The following is a 22,337-nucleotide window of genomic DNA, read 5'->3' on the forward strand; positions in this document are numbered from 1 at the left end:
TGTGCTTTTTATTCTTCAAAATAGGCCAACGGTGAAGTTAGAATATCGCTCCAGCCGACAGCGTCACAAATATTTGTAAACGACTCAGGGATCGGCGCTAATAATTCAATTCCTTCACCTGAAACAGGATGGTTAAATCGTAGTTGTGCTGCGTGCAGCATTAGTCGCTGCTCACCTAAATGCGCTTTAAAATATTTATTCTGTTTACCATCGCCATGCGTAGTATCCCCCATTATCGGATGGCGCAAATGCGCTAAGTGACGACGCAATTGATGCTTGCGCCCAGTTAATGGCTTTAAAGCAACTAAACTAAATCGCGCCTTTTCGTACTTACCAATAGGGGCGTCAAACTCTCCGCTTAATAAATGATGCCAACGAGTTACAGCCTCCTGCGCTTCTTTATCTTGCTGAGCATCTTTATCAGCGATTTTATCAAGTTCTTCTTTCAGCGGATAATCAAGCGTGTCATTACCCAATAAATAGCCGCGCACCATGGCAAGGTAGCCTTTTTCAACACTGCGTTCACTAAATTGTTCGCTTAGCAGTCTAGCGACTTCACTCGATAAGGCAAACAACAATACGCCAGACGTTGGTCTATCTAAACGGTGTATAGGATAAACATATTGGCCAAGCTGGTCGCGTAACATCGTCATCGCAAAATACGTTTCTTTGCGAGCCAAATACGATTTATGAACCAGTAAACCTGCTGGTTTGTTTATGGCCACCATATGCTCATCGCGATAGATGATTTCTAGTGGCTCGGTAAACTCTAAATTAGACATTAGTTAAATTGGCTATCTAGCTCTTTAATTAGCGTTAGCAGATGACTCACATCCTTCACAGCGCCTTGCCATGATTCTTCAGCCATTGGGTAGATCTCGAATTCTTGAGGCAATGGTAGGCCAGAATCAATAAGCATGGTCATTTTTGGCAGTAAAACAAATTCTAACCATTGGCAAAAAGTTAACGTATCACAACAAAACGGCTCTGTACTCGCTAATGCCTCTTCGCTTGGCAATGTTGATTGCCATAGATCTAATCGCACCATCTCCTCGTTGATTTGCTCCAATAACGCTTTAACTTTGTCATTTTGTACCATGATACTGCTCTCTTAATAATCTCTAAAAAACTGGCGCTATCATACGCGCAAGTCTACGCAATACCAATAGCGATGCTTATTAATGATTGCTACAATAGCGCAAATTTTTTTAAAGGTAGTTTTTTGTGGATACCATCAACACGCTTAGTGAATTTTTACTCCAATCTGGCTCGCAATATCGCGTTTTTGATATGGGACGTCGCGTAACGAAAATTAGCACCGACTTATTTAGTGATTTTGAACACGCCATAACTCCCTACCCATACCCTATTCAGCAACATGCATTCGTCGCCATTGCATTTTGGAACAAGCAGCAAAGCAAAGAGCACTACGTATGGTTTTTAAAACTACCATTGGATGAACGTGGCTTGCTAGAACAAGCTGCTCGCAGTCAGTTTTTAGAACTTGTCATCACGGCGCTAGGCAAAGCGTTAGACAAAACGCCGTCAAAAGAAGAGCAATCGGCTCTCGATCACAACCCAATTATCTTTAAGCCATCTGAGCAAAAGCTTGCGGCCTTCACCAGCCACATGCGTCACCTGATGAAACTACCACCAAGCCAATATATGAGCCCAGCATTGTCTTATCTTCAAGATGAAAGCCAATTAGATAATTGGCAAAATGTCGGCTATCAAGGACTAGCTGATTTATCAGTAAGGCTTGACGATCCTATGATTGCCAGTGCAATTGAGCGTGTGCTAGACAAGCTGCCGCAAGAAAGTTTCTGCGCACTATGCTGTGCATTAGAAAATAGCAGCGTCAACACAACCATGGCAGACAAATTATTAACTATTCTAGAGCAAGCGCTTTTAGAAAATAATGCCATCAAAGCCATTCACACAGCCCGCGCTCTATCAAATGCCAAAGGTGAAGGTTTTGTCAAACAAGCCTATCAGCAACTACTACAAAGCGAACTTGGTGATAAGCAACTTGATTTACTTGCTACCATTAGCGGACGATACTGGTCGCAAATCAGCAATGAGCAAAGCGCGCTTGATTATCTAGAAAAGGTTGCTGCTGCCAATGTAAGCCAAGATATTTTTGGGCAACTGTTTAGCGATCTGGTGTTTATCCCAAATTGTCGTGTTGCTATGTTAAGTGCCCTCAGAAATCCAAATCGCACTAATCACTTGGCGAGCTACATCGCTAAATTTATTGGCGCCTAGGACTTACAATATGGAATTACTCAACATTATTGGCTTACTGATATTGGCTTGTGTCTTTTGGTTATTTTGGCAAACGCGCGTTATGGCAGAGCTCGCTAAAAGCGAAACAGAGCGTTACGGCGAAAAACACGGTCTACAAATTCTCGCCCTTGCCCGTACTAATTTAAAAGCATCACGTAATGAACATGGTAGATTTTGTTGGAAAGCAAGCTATCAATTTGAATTTAGTAGTGACGGTGAAAGCTATTACATTGGACATATTATGATTAATGGCAACCGAGTCATATCAATTGAAACCCCGGCCTATCGCCAGCCGACTGATACTCATGGTGGATTGTAACGAAAGGTAAGTAATAACCTTACGCCGGTTACTTTTTTACAGGCAAAGAAAAAGGGTATAGCGCGATTAACGTTATACCCTTTTATGTGAACATGTTTTGCACGTTCTCCTTCATAAGGTCACTCCCTAGAACCATCCCCTTACTCATCCTGAGCTATCCACTTGAGCTGTCCTACTCGTGTCCCTGCTACCGTTCTCGGTAGTGTCCTTTACTTCCTTGTCGCTTCATCCATGTGAATAACCAATCCTGTTATTCTGAGCTGCAACCTAGCAGTGTCCTTGTTAATCCTTTGACCATTTTCCTTAACAGTCCACAATTGATGTGTCCTTTCGTTATCCTAACGAGTTATTTCCTATAACTTCCATCCTTAGGCCACAATCCTTGTCAAATAGCTCCTTGCCATTTTTAATCCATTGCGATTTTCCTAATCGGCTTGAACATCCTGTTTTTATATCACTTTAACTTGCTTTGGGGTCAATCAAATTATGTTAATTCATTCATCCTGAATGACTGATATTTAAATGTGTTAACAACTCACTTCCTGTGTGTTGTTATCAGCTCCATCCGATGAGTTAATAGTAAATCAATATTCACCGGACACAAGGCACCCAATTGACAAAATTGTCTTGGTTATTTTATTGCCACAATCAGAGTCACATACTAAAACCCAATATATCAACAACTTAATAAAACCAGTAAGAGATAGATGGTCAAATTTGCAATCGCCGCTTACATCTTTGTGAGAGATCTCGCACAAGAGGTTTGAGATATTTCGCCGACCACTCCATTAACCGTAACACGATTATTATTCTTTTCTTGGCTAAGATGCCTTAAAAACAGGCGGTTTGCGACTAAAAGTGGCTTGCACTAGACCTAACAAAACACTAGGATAACGCTATAAATATTAATAAGAATTCTGAGATCCCCTATGTCACCAATTAAACGCCTTTTTCTCGCTAGTAGCGTTGCTTTATTCTCTGCATTTTCATTTGCCCAAGAGGGTTACGTCTCCGACAGTGTTTATACCTACCTTCACACAGGCCCTAGTGCAAAGTTTCGCATACTCGGCAGTATTAATGCGGGTTCTAAGATCACCATCGTAGAACAATCTGAAGACAAGAAATACACAAAGATTATTGATAGTAAAGGCCGTGAAGGCTGGATTATGTCGGAATTTGTATCGACGCAAGAAAGTCTAAAGCACCGCTATGATGCATTAGAGTCTCGCCTAAATTCACAGTTAGCTTCTAACGAAGATCTAAGCCGTGAATCTAGCTCAGTGAAAAAACAAGTAAGTGCGCTGCAATCTCGCATAGATTCATTAACCGGTGAATTAGCACAAGCGAAATCGGATGTCACAGCCGCGCAAGATAAACTCAAAGGCGAAGATGAAGAAATTAAAATTCAGTGGTTTACCCGTGGCGGTATTATGGTCTTTGCCAGCTTTTTAGTAGGCGTTATCGTCTGTTCACTATTCTCTAGAAAGAAAAAACGTTCTAGCTGGTAGTCCGTGTTTTCTAACTGTTTATACCACTAAATATCCCTTGAAACTCTTAAGATTTTCGATATGTTATTCATAAGAGTCTATTAAAAATCAACTTTCAATATCGACGAAATCATATGACAATTCCCGTTTTAATTTGTGATGATTCAAGCTTTGCTCGCAAGCAAATGACCCGCGCCCTCCCCGACAATTGGGACGTGAGTATTTCGTATGCAGAAAATGGCGAACAAGCCATCGAAGCCATCAAGGCGGGACTAGGCGATGTGCTCTTTCTCGATTTGAACATGCCAGTTCTCGACGGTTACGGCACCTTAGAAGTCATTCAAAAAGAAGACTTACCAACGCTTACTATTGTTGTATCGGGCGACATTCAGCCTTGTGCTCATGCCCGTGTAAAAGCTTTAGGCGCGCTAGATTTTATTAAGAAACCGACAGATAAAGACAAGGTTAGCGAGCTATTAACTAACTACGGTATTATGCGAGAAGAAGACTGTCTCGCTGCCGAACTTATTGCCGACAATCAATCTCAGCTAGCGTCAACAGAAAAAGAGCAAGACAAACACTCTATTACCGAATCAGGCATCAACCTCGATCCTTACCAAGAAGTATCAAATGTCGCGATGGGGCGAGCAGCAGATCTATTAGCACGCGTACTTAATGTAAAAGTACGCTTGCCGATCCCGAAGGTAAACGCACTTGCCTCAAGTGAGTTACACATGATGCTAAAAGCCACTGACGAAGTTGATTCGATTTCGGCGGTATGTCAGGGCTATGTCGGTTCAGGTATCGCGGGTGAAGCGCTGATCTTATTCTACGACTCTTGCTATAAAGAGCTTGCTAAGCTGATGAATCACGATGGTGAAATCACCGAAGCGGTAGAACGAGAAATGCTAGTTGAGCTGTCCAATCTACTTATTGGCGCCTTCTTGAAAGGCTTCTCAGATCAACTTGATTTGTCATTTAGTCAATCACACCCTGAGCTATTAGGACTGCATCGCAATATTGATGAACTCATAAATTCCAATACACGCAACTGGCAAGAAATTGTTGCGATAGAAATCAATTACGTGATTGAAGATTACAACATCGAGTGTGATCTCATTATCTTGATTACCCAAGACTCCTTACCGATATTGAATAACAAGCTGATTTACCTGCTAGACGAGCAACGCGCATGAACCAAATAGATTACAAAGAATTTCATTGGATGGTGTCGATGATCAATAGCATCGACGCGGGTTTAGTCGTGTTAGACAACGATTATATAGTGGAGTCATGGAATGGCTTTATGTATCACCACAGTAATATCGATGCAGTAGATGCTAAAGGCAGAAATATATTTGAAATTTTCCCGAGCTTAGACAAATCCTGGTTTATGCGAAAAGTTGAAGCTGTTAAAACAATTCAAAATCAGTCGTTTATTACCTGGGAACAAAAACCTTACATCTTCCCGTTTAAGAATTACCGCCCTATTACTGGTACTGTTGAGCACATGTACCAAAACGTGACGATTTTACCGCTACCGTCGCTAACTGGCAGCATCGACCAGATTTGCTTAATTATCTATGACGTGACTGATATCGCAGCAAACCGCATGGAATTACAAAAAGCAAATGCTCAGCTTGAAAAGCTCAATAAGACAGATCCGCTGACGCAAATTGATAATCGCAGTGGCTTAGAAGTGAGTGTTAATCTCGCTAACAAGCACTACAAGCTACAACAAACTATTAGCTCATTAGTCATGCTCGACATTGATCATTTCAAAAAGATCAATGATACCCACGGCCATCCTGCTGGCGATGCCATTTTAAAACAGTTGGCTAAGCTCATTAAAGAGACGATGCGCGAGCATGACAGTGTAGCCCGTTACGGCGGTGAAGAATTTGCAATCATTTTGCACAATACTAGTAGCGACAATGCGAGTCATTTTGTTGAACGCCTGCGTAAGCTCGTCGAAAACACGAAATTTACCTTTGAAGACACGGTTATCAAAGTCACCATAAGTTTCGGAATTGCTCAAATCTCTACTAAGAATGGCGATAATAAAGCCTGGATGGCAGCCGCCGACCAAGCGTTATATCAAGCAAAGAAACAAGGTCGAAATCAAGGCGTTGTCTTTGAATCTATGGGGTAATACCTTTTAACGCCCGCTGTTCAAAAATCAAATAAAGCTGCTCAACCACGCTGACGCGATTACTAAATCGCGTTGGCGATATACTCGCCGCAGTGTCTCGTGGCGTATGATAATCGGCATGTTGCCCGCCTCCCACAAACACAAAATCAACGCCTTGTTTCGCAAACGAATAGTGATCGCTAGCCTTTTTATAGTCGATAATCTTAGTATTTGAAAAACTGCGATGGGTGCGACGGCTTATTAAACAACTTTGCTCAATCATTTTAACCTGTTGGTGGACAGGGTCACGTTTAGACCAACTAGCAAGGTAATACAGACGCTTAGCACGCCCCACCATGTCCAAGTTAATATTTAATAATACCTTATCCAAATCAATAGTATTTGACGCAATCAATTGCTCGCTGCCCAATAGCCCTTTTTCTTCAGCATCAGTTGCGACAAATAGCACAGTGACCTGCGGGTGGTGCGTCTTAAGATAAGTTGCTAGGGCTAGCATCATGGCGACACCAGAGGCATTATCGTCAGCACCATGATAAGTATGATGCCCACGGCCACCTAAATGATCATAATGCGCCGTAACGACTATATATTGCTCGCTGTTAGATTGACCTTGAATCATCCCAAGCACATTAGTGCCAACTCGTTTGCCAAGCTTAGGATGAGCGAAGCGTTGCATATGACTCCCCTGCCATGGCAAGAGGCCAATTTCATTAAAGCGTTTGATGATGTATTGATAGCTTAGACGATGACCATCACTTCCTGTGCGCCGCCCTGCCATTTTAGGTGATGCCAACACCTTTAGATCAGTGATTAATTGTTGGTTAACGCTGTTAGGAACTTGATATGACTTGCAGGGACGAGTTTGATTCATCGATTGGCAACCGATTAGCAAAATTACAGCGCTTATGCACGCGACCGCTTTTGTCATATCCACTCCCCCTTGAACAATTCCATGTTATTCATTGTTTTAATAAGTATAATACGCGTTTAATTACCTTATCTGTCAAACACTAAATTATGAATTTTATTAATCGTATCTCACTGATTGTCACACCAAAATCACCAATGCATCAATGGGTAAGCGCCGTTGCACAAGACGAAGCTCCAACGTTAGAAGAAATGACAAGCGAATCGAGCTGCTATTTATTAGATGAGCCAGAGTACGAAACAGAGCTAAACGAGCTTACACAGGCTCTAATTCAAGCCAATTTCCAGCAAATTTGGCGCAATGAACTCGCTGTATGGGATGAATATCTCGATAACGCGCCAAGCGATATAAGCCAAGCAACCTTTGAGCAATGGTTTGACGTTCGTCTTTCGGGGTTAACCTTTGATTTGGCAAAACAACCATTAATGATTGCCAAAGTTGAGTAATCCATCACCAACTTAGCGCCAATTCGCTCTATCTTATGAATAAAAACACCTTGCTCCATCCCTTGGAGCATGGCACATTAACACTCTTTACCACTGCTTATTACAATAGAAATGACCATAGCTTCACTTTGGGAAGATATTTTAAAAGAAGCCAAAGCCGCCGTTGCCCATGAGCCGCTTTTAACGAATCTTTACCGCAGCCATATTATCGATCAACCTTCTTTACCTGCTGCCATGAGTAACATTCTGGCAAGCAAGCTCTATGATACCTATATGCCTGCCTGTGAACTAGAGCGCTTGTTTAACGATGCGTTTGAAGAGATGCCCTGCTTAGTCGAAAACAGCATTTATGACATTAAAGCTGTGCGCGAGCGTGATCCGGCTATCGAAACTTATCCCGATGTCATTTTATACCTCAAAGGATTTCAAGCGTTGCAGGCTTATCGCGTTGCCCATTGCTTATGGAATCGCGACCGCAAAGCACTAGCGAGCTTTATTCAAAGCCGTGTTTCGGCGACCTTCGATGTGGATATTCATCCCGCTGCGACCGTGGGTAAAGGCGTGATGCTCGATCACGCTTGTGGCATCGTTGTTGGTGAAACCAGTGTTATTGAAGATAACGTATCAATTTTGCAAGGCGTAACCCTTGGCGGTACGGGTAAAGAAAGCGGCGATCGTCACCCGAAAGTACGTGCCGGTGTGCTTATTGGCGCAGGGGCTAAAATCTTGGGTAATATAGAGATAGGTTCAGGTGCAAAAATCGGCGCAGGTAGCGTCGTACTAAAAGCCGTTAAGCCTCATACAACAGTGGCTGGTGTGCCTGCTAAACAAATCGGTTCACCAGAGAGTATTATGCCAGCACTAGATATGTGCCAGAATCTTGAAAAAGAATTGGCAGATTCTAAAAAGAATCCACCAATGTTGGATTTTGATATCTAGGCCTACTTAGTCAACCAAGCCAAAGAGCTTAATCAACCAAAGCAAAGAGTGGCGCTAACAAATCAGGCAAGTCATCCACCGACTTTTGACGTGATAGCCTATCAAGCGCCACAAAAATCTTCTTTTTATCATCGCTATTAAGGTTATCTAATAACGGCTCCAGTCCTATTTCATCTAGCACAATACCATCGCGCTGCGCATGATTTCGACCTTTAAGCTGACTAAACATAAACACAAAACGCGCTAAGATTACATAAGGAAAGTTCTTACTGGCCACAGGTCCCAAGCGCGCTTCATAGCCTCCCATCGGTAGTCCTTTAATTTTTGATGATGCGAGTTTATCAGCGCCAAACCAAGCTGCGGTCGAGCCAACCACACCGCCGCCAATCGCCCCCAGCATAAATGAATGGCCAGCGACGGCTAAATCTAACGCGCCACCAGCAGCAGCGCCAGTCACAGCAGCAACACTGGTCAGTTGTTTCTTACTTAATCCCCAGCCATACCACTTTTCGGTATCAAAGAGATCATCCGGCAATGACAATTCGCTATCACTGCGCTCTAAACGTTGATGACGGTAAATAAGTTGTAATTCATCCAGCGCATTTTTCTCACGGCGGCGCATCCAATCATAAAACTGTTTCTCAAGCACCGGTTTTAGCGTTTGTGCTTGAGTTTTCGACAGCGCTTTTTTCCGCGTTTTATACTGCGTCATTTCTTCCAGCAACTGCGCGGCAACAAAGCAGCTTTGAAAGACTTGATGGGTTGTCTCATTTTCAAAGGCAGAGATGATTGCTCTTAACTGCGCCTGCCACGGTTGATGAATCGCCGCAAAGGCTTGCAGTAATTCTATATGCTGCTCAATATCGGCTTTAACTGCATCAAACACCCGCACCACGCTAAAATATTGCCCTAATGCAGCTTGCCAGTTGGCGACATAATCATCGTTTTGAATGGGATTAATCAGCGCCATAGTCGGTTGCCCAGTCCAGCGTAGTATTTCCATTTCAGCTTCGTATTCTGGACTGTACGGACGAGAGCCATCCACAACATATAAAATTGCCGCGCCATCGATAATGGGTTTAAGTAACTCAATTTCATCGACAAATTGTTGCTGGCAGCTTTCATCGTTTAAAAACGCTATCACACACTCTCGGCGCTTATCCGCCGTCGGATTATGAGCCTTTAACCACGCCAATACCTTACGCGGACGCTGAAAGCCCGGTGTATCCACCAAGCGATAATGCGCTTGGCCAATGTTTATATCAAAAGTTTCCGAAACAACCGTGGTGCCACTTTGCATGGAAATAGCAATTTGATCATTGCGGGCTAATGTCGACACGACTGACGACTTGCCTTTATTGGGATGGCCAACAACTGCAAAACTAGGCACTGTTGAGTTAGTCATGCTGTGACTCCTCATCGATATAGTCTCTATCTATAAATAAGCTCCAATCATCAAGGGTTAGACAAAAGCGGCGCCACTCATCGACATAGTGAGATGCAATGGGTTGCAGATCACCTTCTTTATGATCAATCAGTTCAATCACGCCGTGGGACTGTGTTAAATAGTCTTTGAGCTCCCCCATTGGCGGCTCCCATGCAGCAACCACTAGAATTTGCGGCCGCTTATCGTCAAGCGCCACTTGTTCATCTTTGCCATGAAAACCCACTTGATAAACATTGGCAGGAAGCGTTTGGTAAGACGTTTTAATCTTTTCCAATAATGCTGGTGGCATAGCAAGCCAGCAACACAGGTTATAATCTTTTAGATTAGGGCGCTGATAATTGACCTTCGCAAGCGGCGTTTGCTCAGGCTGCGGATTAACAGGTGCTTTAATTACAACTTCTGTTGGTTGATAGCTCGGCAAACGGTTAAAGCGCCATGTGGCAAACATGCTGCTGAGTATACGAGGCACAATCGCGTACACCAATTGCGCCATTAATAAATACAACCACCAAGCACCAAAATCAGTGTTCGATGAGGTGTTTGATTGCGTAAATCGATTTTCCTGCGTCGCTTCAATTAGCGCGATATTAGGTAATCCCGCATCAAAAAATTGCCATGGCAGCGCAATAAATCGAAGCACTGGCTCGATATGACTGGCCGAGAGCAGCGTTGAGCGCCACACAAAGGCAACATCACTAAATAGCAACACCATTAAAAAAGACACCAGACAACCAAGACTAAAAGCCAATACTGATTGCTGTGAGCACATCATTAGCCAAGGAGCGAACCGTTGCTCGCGCTTTAATTGTGTTAGCGCCGATTTCTGACTAGCGGGAATGATCGGGAGTTTTAACAATAGCGGTAGAATCTTGAGGGATTGCGCTTTAGGTAACACTTTTGAGACAATCAATAAGATACAAGAAACAAAAGGCCACAGTACGAACAGCGCAATAAAATGCAACAGATTGACTCGCCCCAGCTCATCACCTGACACGACGCCTGCGCTTAACATCAATCCGACAATAAAAAATAATGAAATGAAACCAATTTTCAACTGGTTAACTTTACCAAGCTCTGACAAGAAATGAGATCCCAACAACAAAAGGCCTATATTGAACAATTTGCCTCTAGGTTGCAATGAACAAGCGTAACAAATTGATTCCATTAGACTGACGCACTAAAATGTCCTCAAAATCAAAAACAATAATCACGAGCAATTTATGTCGCAATCAAAATTAGTGTGGGATCTACCACTACGACTATTCCACTGGAGCTTTGCTGCCACCATTATCGGCTGTTGGATTACCAACGAGTTAGGCAACGATTACATCGACTTGCATATGCAACTAGGCTACGTTGCCCTAGGATTAGTCATCTTCCGCGTTATCTGGGGAATTGTCGGCACTAAACACGCACGATTCGCCAGTTTCTTTCCAACGCCAAATAGCATTAAAGCCTATTTAAGCCTGCCCAAGGACGCGCCACCAGCCATTGGCCATAATCCACTAGGTAGCTTGATGGTGTTTGCCATGCTGGCGCTAGTACTTGCTCAGGCGGTAAGCGGTCTTTTTGTTGATGATGATGTGTTTTCTAGTGGCCCATACTACAATGCGCTAGGTGGGGACGTTGATAAAGTAATGGCCTTTATTCATCACAACCTGTTTGATTTCATAATTGCCGCTATCGCATTGCATATTGCCGCCGTGCTGTTTTACCAGTTTGGTAAAAAACACAGCTTGGTACCGCCGATGATCCACGGTAAGAAAAGCGGTGAACACCTTAATGACGATAATACCATTATCAGCTCTAAGCTAATTCTGGCGTTAATTATTGCAGCAGCCACCGCCGCCTTTGTTTATTGGCTTGTCGTACTTAACGTGCCTGAGCCTGAGATGTATTACTAAACTTATACCTTGCTAAATCGCGCCCATTAAAAAAGCCTTATTCAAATGAATAAGGCTTTTTAGTTTCACGAAAGATTAATTATTAGTCTTTCTTGAAATCATCGTGACAACCACCACAAGTACGGCCGATACCGCCGATAGCTTTTTTGATTGCTTTCTCATCACCAGACTTAACCACTTTCATTAAGTTAGCAGAAGCCATCGTTAACGCGTTTGCTTTTTCTGCAAGTAGCTCTGGCTTAGTCCAGTTCGACGCTAGTGCTTCAGTCGATACGTTAAATTTACGAGTATCTGTTGCCATGTAATCAGTAATCATCATCGATAGTTGATTAATGCGCGTTGCATTTTTTTCAACTACCGCTTTATCCATTGGCATCTTGCCACGTGCCATAGCGCCCATAGGACCGATGTTGCTTGCTAATAGCTTGAAAACCGACTGACGTAACTCAGTAGCTTGTTTAGCGTGCTTTTCAGAGCGCGCTTCAGCAGCTGTCGCTGTGCTCATTGCAGCCGTTGAGGTTAATAGTGCGGCGGTAACTCCCAACACAACTTTTTTCATTGCAGACATAAAACTTCCTTTATTCTTGTTTTAAATTCTTATTTTTTCGAACTAGTTAATCTAGTTTCTCTATCGCTCAAAGAGGAGGTTAAACCAAAAAAGGCCACTTTGGGAGAGCAAAGTGACCTTTTGTTGATTTTTTGAGTCGTTAAAATCGTTAAAATTTGTAACTCAACTGGATGCTGTACTTAGAACCCGGCTCTTTGGCGTATACCTCGATGCCTTGTTGTTCGTAAGTTGTTTGCTCATCGAGTAGGTTTTTCGCTTTAAACGAAATAGACATATCCTCAACTGGATAATACTTGTAAGTAAAATCCAAACTGTGGAATGGCTGTTCGTAAACGTCATCTAAGCCGCCACGACCACCGTAAGCGACGCGGTCGCCAAACACGTTGTATACCAAGGTTGCGTTATGAGCTTCGTCTTTTGAATCGAAACTAATTTGGAAGTTAGTTACCCATTCAGAATGTCCAGTCATACGGCGCTTGGTATTAGTTGGGTCGATTTCGCCACTTTGTGCAATTTCAATTTCCGAATCACTTAGCGTCACGTTGGCGGCAATAAAGAATTGCTGCCAAATACTTTTCGCATCACCTAAAAACGCTAGGCCTTGTAGTGCTTCAGCTTCAATACCATAAATAAAGCCAGAGTTAGCGTTATAGAACTTAAGCTGACGCCCTGCTTCACTGATCCGTTGGATTGGCTCGATTGGCGCATCGATGTCTTTATAGAACGCACCGATTGAGTAGTTATCACCTGTTTCGCTGTAATATTCCCAGCGCGCATCTAGGTTGTAAATTGCCGAACTCTTAAGCTCTGGATTACCAAAGAAGTCAAAACCTGTCACCGGATCTTGGAAGCGAACTGGCGATACTTCACGTAAATCTGGACGCACCATAGTTTTACTCAGTGCAACACGCCATTGGCTTAAATCGTCTTCTTTGTATGTCATAGAAAGCGATGGGAAGAAACCGTCTTCCTGCACGATGTAATCGCTAATTTCATAACGACCGCCTTCATCTGAGATATTACCATCTGGCTCAAGTGGCAATGTCACGCGGCGGAAATCTTCATAACGCAGGCCAGCGTAGAAAATTAGCTCGTCGTCAAAATCAAGCTCAGCAGAGATATAAACTGCATCGTTTTGCTCAGCGGCGATGTAATCTTCGGTGTCAGTTGACGCATCTTTTAGTTCAACATCTAGCACGTTGCTATTAATGTTCTCATCACTAAAGATGTCACTAAATTCCTTGCTTAAAATGTCACCATTGGCATCAGTCGGACGCAGACCAACATCTAAACCAAGACGCGTGGCGTAACTCGTACGGGAGCGCTCGACAAATTGATAACCCGCTTTAAACGTAACAACTGTCGTATCAAATGCCACTGGTAAACCAAGATCAAAACCGAAGTTTTCCATGTCGTCATCAAGCTGACTGTAGACATATTTCGGCGCATCTTGGGTATTAAGATGACGGCTAGTGATGGCATTCGCATCGTCAAGTACCACGTTGTAAGTGTAAGAAAGTTCACTTGGTGCGCGGCGCGATGATTTCGAGTCGCTGTATTGCCACTTTAACTCTAGCTCCCACCAATCTTCGAAATAGTGAGTCCCTTTTAGCTGATTACTAAGTAGTGTACGCTGCTGAAAATCAATGTCGTAAACTTGCAGCGCATTAGGCTCGCCCAAGGTATCGATAGTTTCTTCGATTGCTACAGATACATCGTCTGAACTATCGCTTAGGTAAGTGGTAAAACTCTCAATCTTGTGGTTGTCATCAAGCTCAAAGCCCATGTTAAACATGGCTGAGAATTTAACCTTAGTATCAGTGCCTTTTACGCGCTTGTCGTTTTCGACTTGCGTTTGGTTGGCATCACCATCAAGCTCGATGTCTGTTTTTTCATAATTGCTTTGCTCATTTTTATAAGCAAATGCCGCCACGACACCTAATAAACCTTCGTCACCGATATCCCAGTTAGTACCAAAAGCAAGATTGCCATTTAATGGCTGGTCGGTGCTTTCAGTCGTCACATTCATATCGCGATGTAAATCAAGCGCAAGATCTCGGTTAAGCTTTGCAGCATCGGCAAAGTTAATGCTGCCGTTACTGCCTGTAATGATATCAATTGGGCTTAAACCGCCATATTGATTTGTGGTATTGGTAATAGCGCTGGCTAGTGCGCGCGTGCCATCGTCTTTACCTTTCCATTCATCACCGCCACCGTTATAACTAAAGGCATCGTTGCTATCGTTGGTGTTAAATGACGTACCAATTGACAGTTTCACAAAAGGCTCTACTGGCGTTGATAAGGTGCGAATATCTACATGACCGCCACCAAAAGCGGCAGGTCTGTCTGCTGACGCACTTTTTTGTACCGATAACGATTCAATAATTGATGCTGGGAACATATCCAGCGGCACAACGTTACGGGTTGGATCTGGCGATGGCACTACAGCGCTATTTAGCGAGGTGCTTGAGTAACGCTCACCTAAACCGCGTACGTAAATAAACTTGCCGTCTTTAAGCGTTAAACCTGTAACACGGCGTAGCGCTGCCGCAGCACTTGAGTCGCCCGTGCGTGATAATTGTTCTAGACCTAAAATATCCCCTACTTGCACTTGCTCGCGGCGCTCTTCCGTCGCAGCAGAAGCCGAAGTACGTAAACGTCCGGTAATTTGAATGCGCTCTACTGGGAAATATTCAGGGTCTTTTTCTTTTTGAGTGTTCGCCGTATTAACAGTGTTAGCGCTAGCAACGCCGCTGAGTAACACTGCACTAGCCACAGCTAAGCTAAGTTTGTTTAATGTAAATAATGGCGTGGTTTTCATACCTTGGTGTCCTGTCTTGAAAACACATTGAAAATAGAAATCGATTCAACAAAGCCGTGGCTAGCACGGCATTGAAACGCCTTAGCACCGTGTAGGTGCTAAGGGCTTGGTTGGATTACTGAGCGATGAAAACCCAGCCTTTAGTCCAGTCATTGGTTGCATCGAATGCACCGATGAAATCAGTTGAGATAAAGAAGCTATCTACCGTGCTCATGTCTTTACCTTTACCAAGTAACACAGTGTCACCCGCTGCTGGCATACCGTTTGTTAGATTTACTGCTGCTGCCGCGTTGCCCGCTTGACCTTCAAACCATGTTTGAACGTTAACCGCATCTGTTGTCGCTGCATTTTCAGAGCTGTATTTGAATGGTTCGTTACAATCAATCACTGAGTGCTCGATAGTTAATTCGCCGTCGTTAACGTTAGTAACTAAGTCAGCGTAAGTACCGTCTAGCTCTAAACACTCACCCGATTCAGTCGCTGACGTATCGCCTTTACGACCTTGCACTAAGATGTTGTTAAGTGATGCAGCTGTAGCAACGCGAAGTAAGATACCTTCACCTTTGTCGCCGCTTGCGTTTTCAACATCAACACCAGGTAGGATGGTTACGTTAGAAATCACTGGCTTAGATACTGGCGTGTCACCGTCACCTTTGTGGCTATCGCCTTCGAAACCGCGATTTGCGCTGCCGTCTTCATGCGTGATGTAAACGAATTGTGCCTTACCTGTCCAACCGTTAGTCCAGTCTAGGCTGTCATCGAAGTTGTCTGATAGGTAAACATATTTCAGGTTTACAGCGCCGCCCCAGAACTCAACACCGTCATCGCCATTAGCGTGAACTTGAATGTGGTCAACTTGTGTGCCGCTTCCTACTGCTGCAAACGAAATACCGTTCATTTCTTGTGTATCATTCACTTTAAAGCCAGCGTATTTCACAACCACATAACTCAATTGACCGCTGTTATCCGTGTTGTCGTTACCGCCGTATTTGTGGTCCCCTACTTCAAATGACACATCACAGTTAGTGTGATCATCACATTTGTTCGTTAAACCATTACCCAGTAGTACTAAACCGCCCCACTGACCACGCTCACCAGATGCGCCGTTAATCACGTCTTGTTGTGATGTCATGGTAATTGGGTGCTCTTGGGTACCCATCGCCATGATTTTTGAGCCACGGCTTACCGCAATGTAACTCTCATCAGTTGCAAATAATTGCGTACCCGCTTGAATAGATAACGTTGCAGAGTTGATGTTATCGCCACCAACAATCACCGCACCGCCGTCAATTTTGTACATCACGTTTTTACCCGCTAATAGCGTTGTGTTAGATGTGATGTTGCCAGAGACGCTACATACAAGGTTTACGTTGCTGTCTTTGTAGATACCCGCTGTTACAGCCTCGCTCGTAGTGCCTACCGGACAAGATGTTAATGTTGGTAATTCAGCTGGCGCAGGAGCCGTGCTAACCGCCGTCGTCCAGCCTGTTGTCCAATCGTTAGTGCCGTCGAATGCACCGATGTAGTCAGCATCTTTTAAGCGCGCATCTTCAGCGGCTAGGTCGTTATTTCCGCCTGTTAGCGCGATAGAGCTCGCGTTTGGCATGTAACCGTTTAGATCTGATGCGCCAACTAGGTTGCCGTCTTGACCTTCATACCAATCTTTAACATCAAGGCTTAAAGTGCGGCCTTTTTCTGCGTCAACTTTGGCATCTTTAAACGGCTCAACACAATCGATTAAGCTGTTTTCAATCGTTAGGTTGCCATCATTTACACTAGTTACCGTGTTGTCGTCGTTAACTTCTAAACACTCGCCAGACGCTGCGCCGCCTTTGATTAGTGTATTGAAGATGTGTGCACCTGTACCTTTGCGAAGTAAGATACCTTCGGCATCATCACCACCGCTGTTGGTGCCATCGGCAACTTCAATAGTTACGTTAGCAATTGCCGGCATAGATTGTGGTGTTGCTGACGCATCACTATTGCTATCTGCTTCAATACCGCGGTTTGAACCATTATCCGCTTGGCGAATGTAAACGTGCTGCGCGCTACCTTGCCAGCCGTTAGTCCAATCTAGACTGTCGTCGAAGTTTTCAGTAAGCACCACATTTGATACTGATACGTTACCGCCCCAGAACTCGATGCCGTCATCGTTGTTCATGTGAACTTGTAAGTGGTCAACTGTGGTACCAGAACCAACACCGCCGAAGCTCACGCCGTTCATTTCTTGGGTGTCATTGATTTTGAAACCGCCAAACTCAACGCGAACATATTTTAATGTACCTGAGCTATCTTCTTTGTCGTTACCGCCGTAGTTGTGATTACCTACTTCAAAAGCTGCATCACATGCTGCTAAATCAGGACAAGTATTTACTGGCGCGTTACCAAGTAATACTAAACCGCCCCATTGACCACCAGCGCCAGCTTGACCTAGTGCGCTTTCTTTTGATGTGAAGACGATTGGATTTGCTTGAGTACCCTGAGCGTTAATCTCTGAGCTACGGCTTACTACTAAGTAAGAGCCATCGGCGCCAACTACTTTGGTACCTGCGCGAACTTCAAGCGTGACTGAATTTTCTTTGTCGCCACCCGCAACAACTGCGCCTTCAAGTTCCCAGACAACATCGTTACCTAGAACGATAGTTGAGCCATTTTGGCCACCGGTGTCGCCTGTACCAATTGTTGAATCGCCAGTTGCTGGTGCTAGTGTACCTTTAAGCGTCCACACTTCTTTGCCATCAATTGAGATGCTGGTATTGCGAGTTGCAAAACCGCTATATGCGAGCTGTTGTGCAGATTGCGTTGGCGTTGGTGTAGGAGTTGTTGGGGTTGGTGCAGGTGTTGTCGTTTGATCTTTGGTATCTATATTAATATCACCACCACAACCAGCAAGTGCAAGCGCCGTTGCTAAAGCGCCTAACTTAAACATTCTTTTAATTTGGACAGTTTGAATTTGCATTGTCTTCTCCGAGGACGAATATAAGTAGTTCGAATTAAGTTGCACAGGAATCTAATGCGCAAAGATGACAGTAAGAAGACACAAAATTTTCAGTAATATGTGGTTTTTATGACGCCAATATGACAGGCACGGCAGGCTTCACTTTGCGGATATATTCGACAAATTTGCTCGTGAAGATTTTTTGAATTGTCATCATATTGTCATGAAGTTTTCGCGATAAATCCCTGAACTTTTAGGCATAAGCAATTGTCACATAGCGGTATTTTTTCAATAAGAAACCACTTATTCAGTCTCGAAAAGGAGTATCCTTTGTACAAAGCACTATCAATTTTATCACTCGTTCTCTTATTACCCGCCTGTGAAATGACACAGCCTGAGCCGTATCAAAAAGACAGAAAGCCAGAGCACCGTACTGAATATAACGGCGCAGAAGGATTAGCACAGGCGCAAAAGGACAAAGTTTATTTAATGAACAAAGAACTAGCGGATAAATGTGAACAAGCCAGAACGGCGCTGATCGTGGCACAAGAGAATAACGACACTGCAGATATCAAGCGTCAAAACAGTATTATTAAAGATACCTGCGTTAATTAATACACTAGCTAAAATGCCGAACAACAGTTCGGCATTTTAGCTTCTATTGCAATTAGCGGGATGTAGAAATTGCAGCATTCATCGCATCAAACACCGTTGTGTTATCAACGTAATTGCCATTCCATTGATAGGGCTTGCCCCACAATTTACGCGCCTTGAGATCAGTGCGAGTGAACTGCTCAAAATATTCACTACCCGCACCAATCGCCCACAACGGGACTAACTCATTCGTGTGATTACCTGATGCAAATTGATAACCCGGCATATTACCTGCGCCATGGTCTTGCACTGCAATAAAGTCATTAAAGGTATCTTGCTGTGGATTAAATCGCGCAGACGCAATAGCAGCTTTACTGCGATCTGCTGCGACCCCGCCGCCTTGATGGTTGGTCCATGTTCCCTGTCCCCAAATACCACCACATTCGTGATCAGAGGTAATGATTAACAAGGTATCATCCCAACTCGAATTTTTCTCTACCCAATCAATCACCGACGCCACCGCTTGATTAAAGGCCATATGCTCTTCAATAAAGCGTGGCATGTCATTGGCGTGCCCCATCCAGTCGACGGCGCCGCCTTCAATCATTAAGAAGAAGCCACTATCTTTTTGCGCCAACACATTAAGTGCGCCCTGACTCATGGTCGCTAATGTCGGAACATCTTGGTTATACGCCATTCCCGACGGTGTATTCGCTGATGATAATCCTTCGCGTGATGCTTGCAGGGTTGAGCCAGAGCGAGCAATACCCACCACACGCAGTGGCAAATGATCACCGTTAGCTAATGCCTTAAAACTTGCCTTGTCATCAATATAACGAAAGCCGTTGGCGTTGTTTTGCTGGGTTAAGCTGCGATAGGTTTGTTCACCGCCGAGATATTTATAACTGCGTTTGTCATCACTCACCAAAGCATCACTGCCGTTATAAAGCGGATGCCCAGCGCCCATTAACACACTTAAATCACTTTGAACCATCTCGTTAAAAATATCGGCGTAATTATTACGGCTAGCATTGTGAGCAATGGCCGCCGCTGGCGTAGCATGAGAAATCATCACCGATGTTACGACACCGGCTGAGCGACCGCTCTCCATCGCTAACTGAGCAATAGTTTTAAACGAGTTCTGACCTGTCCAATCTTTATTAATGCGACCAACAGAGGTTTTGCGACCACTCATTAACGCAGTCCCCGCAGCGGCGCTATCTGTGTATGAGGTGTAACTTTTAGCGACAGGATCAAAGTCATTAAGCATCGCATTTTCGAACTTATTCCAACGGGTATTTGGGTTATACCCTTGCTCGATAGCACCGGCAGCCAGTGAAACATCAGAGTTTCTCGCCAGAGGTTTACCATCCTTATCAATCAGATTAAGCGCACTGTGCGATAATCCGTAGACCCTCGGCATAGTGCCATCAGGCCTAACAACTTGATACGCCTGCTTTCCCGCAAGACCTTGATAATAATCAGTTGCCAGCCAGCCGTTAAAACCGATGCCGTCTGATACCATCAAGATGACATTCTTCGGTGATTTTTTGATTGCTGCGGGTGAGTCAGGTGTTGACTGGAGCGTAGTACAAGCGCCGAGCACAATTGCACTCACACAACCAGCTATCGCCAATGATTTACGTAACCTCATAGGAGTTTCCTTTACGGTTTAAATAAAGATGCGTATTTGATGCATCGTCACAAAACCCAATAATGATACATTATAACATTACAGTAAATAGCAATTGTCTTGTATTTTCGAGAGATGTACGGCTTTGTGCGCAAATTCAAATGACTCCCAGTTTGTTGTCACACAGAACTGCTGTATCATTAGCCGCAGATAAACTCACGAAATTTAACGCCCTAACGCATGCAACCATCTTCGATTCAACTTGACTTAAAACACATCGATCCAAAAGCCACTAAGTCCTCTGCAAAGCCTATATTTGCTGGTGACACCAGCGATTCGATTGTCTTATCCACCATCAATGCCAAATACATTCACGCTAGTCTCGGTTTGCGCTACCTTTATGCCAACTTGAACGAGTTGCAGGCGCAGTGTGAAATTCAAGAGTTTGTGATCCAAACTCGCCCGATTGATATCGTCGAAAAAATCTTAGCGGCTAAACCGCGGATTGTTGGTTTTGGGGTATACATTTGGAATATCGTTGAAACCACTAATGTGGTGAGTTTGCTTAAAGTCATTGCCCCAGAAATTACTATTGTGCTGGGCGGCCCTGAGGTGAGTTATGAATCACAAGGCCAACCTATTGTTGAAACGGCAGATTACGTGCTAACTGGCCCTGCCGATAACAGTTTCTATCAGCTGTGTCGTGATATTCTTGATGACAACGCGCCCGAGCAAAAGATTTTGCAGTCTAAGCCCGTGCAACTCAATGATTTAGCAATGCCGTATGAATATTACAGCGATGACGATATTAAGAATCGTCTCCTTTATGTTGAAGCATCACGCGGTTGTCCATTTAAATGTGAGTTTTGTTTATCATCGCTCGATACTTCATCGAATCCGTTCGAGCTAGAGAGCTTTCTCGGTGAAATGGAAACTCTATACCAACGCGGCGCACGTAATTTTAAGTTCATCGATCGCACCTTTAACCTCAATATAAAAACCACCATGCAAATTATGCAGTTCTTCCTCGATAAAATGAGTGATGACTTGTTTTTACATTTTGAAGTAGTGCCAGATCATCTACCCCGTAAACTCAAAGAAATGCTCACCCTATTTCCACCGGGTAGTTTGCAATTTGAAGTTGGTATTCAATCGTTTAATGTTGAAGTACAAGCCAACATTAACCGTAAACAGAACAACCCTAAATCGAAAGAAAATCTATTGTGGCTCCGTGAAAACACCCACGCTCATATTCACGCCGATTTAATCTTTGGCTTACCGGGCGAAACCTTTGAAACCTTTAGAGAGAGCTTTAACGAGCTTTACAAATGTCGCCCTCACGAGATCCAGCTTGGTATTTTAAAGCGTCTTAAAGGCAGCCCTATTATTAGGCATACCGAAGCCTTTGATTTACGGTTTAATCCGCTGCCACCATTTAACATTTTGAGTACTGACCGCGTCGACTTTGCCACCATGCAACTGGTGAATCGTTTTGCCCGTTATTGGGATATGTTGGCGAACTCAGGCCGCTTTAAGAATGCGATGCCAGTGCTATTAGACGACAATCCGTTTGATAATTTCTTCGCTATCGCCGATTGGATATTCGAACAAACAGGACAAACTCATCAAATCAATCTCAAGCGATTATTTGAAATGCTATCGCAAGCAACGCAATCATTGTTTAGCGACAAACATGAAGCACTGCTAGCAGAGCTAGAAAAGGATCACGCCGCGTCGAAACTCAAAGGACAATTTAACCAATTGAATCTTTATTTAGGGCAAGAAAAAGGCGCTGCAACAACGAATAAGTTGATGCAACGCCAACAGCAGCATATGAGCTAAAAACCCTATTACATCCGAGTCAGGTCGTGAACT

General features: G+C 43.8%; 19 protein-coding genes. 10 read left to right on the forward strand and 9 right to left on the reverse strand.

Features of this window, described 5'->3' with window-relative positions; all coding sequences use genetic code 11:
* Positions 1-8 precede the first annotated feature (8 nt).
* Positions 9-782 (reverse strand): tRNA pseudouridine(65) synthase TruC, encoded by a 774-nt coding sequence (gene truC / locus MHM98_RS11085; RefSeq protein WP_239439335.1) that lies wholly within the window; start codon positions 780-782, stop codon positions 9-11.
* On the reverse strand, positions 782-1,099 hold the full coding sequence (locus MHM98_RS11090) for a YqcC family protein (protein WP_239439336.1): 318 nt from the start codon (positions 1,097-1,099) through the stop codon (positions 782-784). Before MHM98_RS11090 ends, truC begins: the two co-directional genes overlap by 1 nt.
* 125 nt (positions 1,100-1,224) lie before the next feature.
* On the opposite strand from MHM98_RS11090, the gene MHM98_RS11095 reads away from it, so the two are divergent.
* From MHM98_RS11095 to MHM98_RS11115, 5 genes are all read left to right on the forward strand, one after another.
* Positions 1,225-2,265 carry a DUF3549 family protein gene (locus MHM98_RS11095; protein ID WP_239439337.1) on the forward strand — a complete coding sequence of 347 codons (1,041 nt, stop codon included), beginning with the start codon at positions 1,225-1,227 and terminating at the stop codon, positions 2,263-2,265.
* 10 nt (positions 2,266-2,275) lie between these two features.
* Positions 2,276-2,605, forward strand: a complete 330-nt coding sequence (locus MHM98_RS11100; protein WP_239439338.1) for a DUF3301 domain-containing protein — start codon at positions 2,276-2,278, stop codon at positions 2,603-2,605.
* Between the two features lie 929 nt (positions 2,606-3,534).
* Complete coding sequence (locus MHM98_RS11105; protein ID WP_239439339.1) at positions 3,535-4,113, forward strand: TIGR04211 family SH3 domain-containing protein; 579 nt, start codon at positions 3,535-3,537, stop codon at positions 4,111-4,113.
* A gap of 113 nt (positions 4,114-4,226) precedes the next feature.
* Positions 4,227-5,288 carry a response regulator gene (locus tag MHM98_RS11110; protein ID WP_239439340.1) on the forward strand — a complete coding sequence of 354 codons (1,062 nt, stop codon included), beginning with the start codon at positions 4,227-4,229 and terminating at the stop codon, positions 5,286-5,288.
* Positions 5,285-6,244, forward strand: coding sequence for a sensor domain-containing diguanylate cyclase (locus tag MHM98_RS11115; RefSeq protein WP_239439341.1), 960 nt, complete (start codon positions 5,285-5,287; stop codon positions 6,242-6,244). The genes MHM98_RS11110 and MHM98_RS11115 overlap by 4 nt, the downstream gene beginning before the upstream one ends.
* Here MHM98_RS11115 and MHM98_RS11120 read toward each other — a convergent pair.
* A complete protein-coding gene (locus MHM98_RS11120; protein ID WP_239439342.1) occupies positions 6,234-7,172 on the reverse strand; it encodes a M20/M25/M40 family metallo-hydrolase in 939 nt (312 codons plus the stop codon). The two genes, MHM98_RS11115 and MHM98_RS11120, sit on opposite strands and share 11 nt — an antisense overlap.
* 89 nt (positions 7,173-7,261) lie before the next feature.
* Between MHM98_RS11120 and MHM98_RS11125 the strand changes: the two genes are divergently transcribed.
* Together MHM98_RS11125 and cysE are read left to right on the forward strand one after the other, a co-directional pair.
* Positions 7,262-7,618, forward strand: a complete 357-nt coding sequence (locus tag MHM98_RS11125) for a hypothetical protein (RefSeq protein ID WP_239439343.1) — start codon at positions 7,262-7,264, stop codon at positions 7,616-7,618.
* Between the two features lie 111 nt (positions 7,619-7,729).
* Complete coding sequence (gene cysE / locus MHM98_RS11130; protein ID WP_239439344.1) at positions 7,730-8,557, forward strand: serine O-acetyltransferase; 828 nt, start codon at positions 7,730-7,732, stop codon at positions 8,555-8,557.
* A gap of 28 nt (positions 8,558-8,585) precedes the next feature.
* Here the strand turns inward: cysE and MHM98_RS11135 are convergent, their stop codons facing one another.
* Together MHM98_RS11135 and MHM98_RS11140 are read right to left on the reverse strand one after the other, a co-directional pair.
* Positions 8,586-9,962 carry a GTPase/DUF3482 domain-containing protein gene (locus MHM98_RS11135; RefSeq protein WP_239439345.1) on the reverse strand — a complete coding sequence of 459 codons (1,377 nt, stop codon included), beginning with the start codon at positions 9,960-9,962 and terminating at the stop codon, positions 8,586-8,588.
* A complete protein-coding gene (locus MHM98_RS11140) occupies positions 9,955-11,085 on the reverse strand; it encodes a DUF2868 domain-containing protein (RefSeq protein WP_239439346.1) in 1,131 nt (376 codons plus the stop codon). The genes MHM98_RS11135 and MHM98_RS11140 overlap by 8 nt, the downstream gene beginning before the upstream one ends.
* 139 nt (positions 11,086-11,224) lie before the next feature.
* On the opposite strand from MHM98_RS11140, the gene MHM98_RS11145 reads away from it, so the two are divergent.
* On the forward strand, positions 11,225-11,908 hold the full coding sequence (locus MHM98_RS11145) for a cytochrome b/b6 domain-containing protein (RefSeq protein WP_239439347.1): 684 nt from the start codon (positions 11,225-11,227) through the stop codon (positions 11,906-11,908).
* A gap of 82 nt (positions 11,909-11,990) precedes the next feature.
* Here MHM98_RS11145 and MHM98_RS11150 read toward each other — a convergent pair whose 3' ends face one another.
* The 3 genes from MHM98_RS11150 to MHM98_RS11160 all read right to left on the reverse strand — a co-directional run bounded on the left by MHM98_RS11150 (position 11,991) and on the right by MHM98_RS11160 (position 18,256).
* Positions 11,991-12,476 (reverse strand): cytochrome c, encoded by a 486-nt coding sequence (locus MHM98_RS11150; RefSeq protein ID WP_239439348.1) that lies wholly within the window; start codon positions 12,474-12,476, stop codon positions 11,991-11,993.
* Between the two features lie 148 nt (positions 12,477-12,624).
* On the reverse strand, positions 12,625-15,297 hold the full coding sequence (locus MHM98_RS11155) for a TonB-dependent receptor plug domain-containing protein (RefSeq protein WP_239439349.1): 2,673 nt from the start codon (positions 15,295-15,297) through the stop codon (positions 12,625-12,627).
* Positions 15,298-15,412: 115 nt separating this feature from the next.
* Positions 15,413-18,256 carry a hypothetical protein gene (locus tag MHM98_RS11160; RefSeq protein ID WP_239439350.1) on the reverse strand — a complete coding sequence of 948 codons (2,844 nt, stop codon included), beginning with the start codon at positions 18,254-18,256 and terminating at the stop codon, positions 15,413-15,415.
* 309 nt (positions 18,257-18,565) lie between these two features.
* Between MHM98_RS11160 and MHM98_RS11165 the strand changes: the two genes are divergently transcribed.
* Positions 18,566-18,850, forward strand: coding sequence for a hypothetical protein (locus MHM98_RS11165; RefSeq protein WP_239439351.1), 285 nt, complete (start codon positions 18,566-18,568; stop codon positions 18,848-18,850).
* A 52-nt stretch (positions 18,851-18,902) separates the two neighbouring features.
* On the opposite strand, the gene MHM98_RS11170 is transcribed toward MHM98_RS11165, so the two are convergent.
* Positions 18,903-20,483, reverse strand: a complete 1,581-nt coding sequence (locus MHM98_RS11170; RefSeq protein ID WP_239439352.1) for an alkaline phosphatase — start codon at positions 20,481-20,483, stop codon at positions 18,903-18,905.
* A gap of 219 nt (positions 20,484-20,702) precedes the next feature.
* Here MHM98_RS11170 and MHM98_RS11175 point away from each other — a divergent pair, with 219 nt between their 5' ends.
* Positions 20,703-22,304, forward strand: a complete 1,602-nt coding sequence (locus MHM98_RS11175) for a radical SAM protein (RefSeq protein WP_239439353.1) — start codon at positions 20,703-20,705, stop codon at positions 22,302-22,304.
* The last annotated feature ends 33 nt before the right edge of the window (positions 22,305-22,337 follow it).

It is taken from the genome of Psychrobium sp. MM17-31 (assembly GCF_022347785.1).
Taxonomy (GTDB): domain Bacteria; phylum Pseudomonadota; class Gammaproteobacteria; order Enterobacterales; family Psychrobiaceae; genus Psychrobium.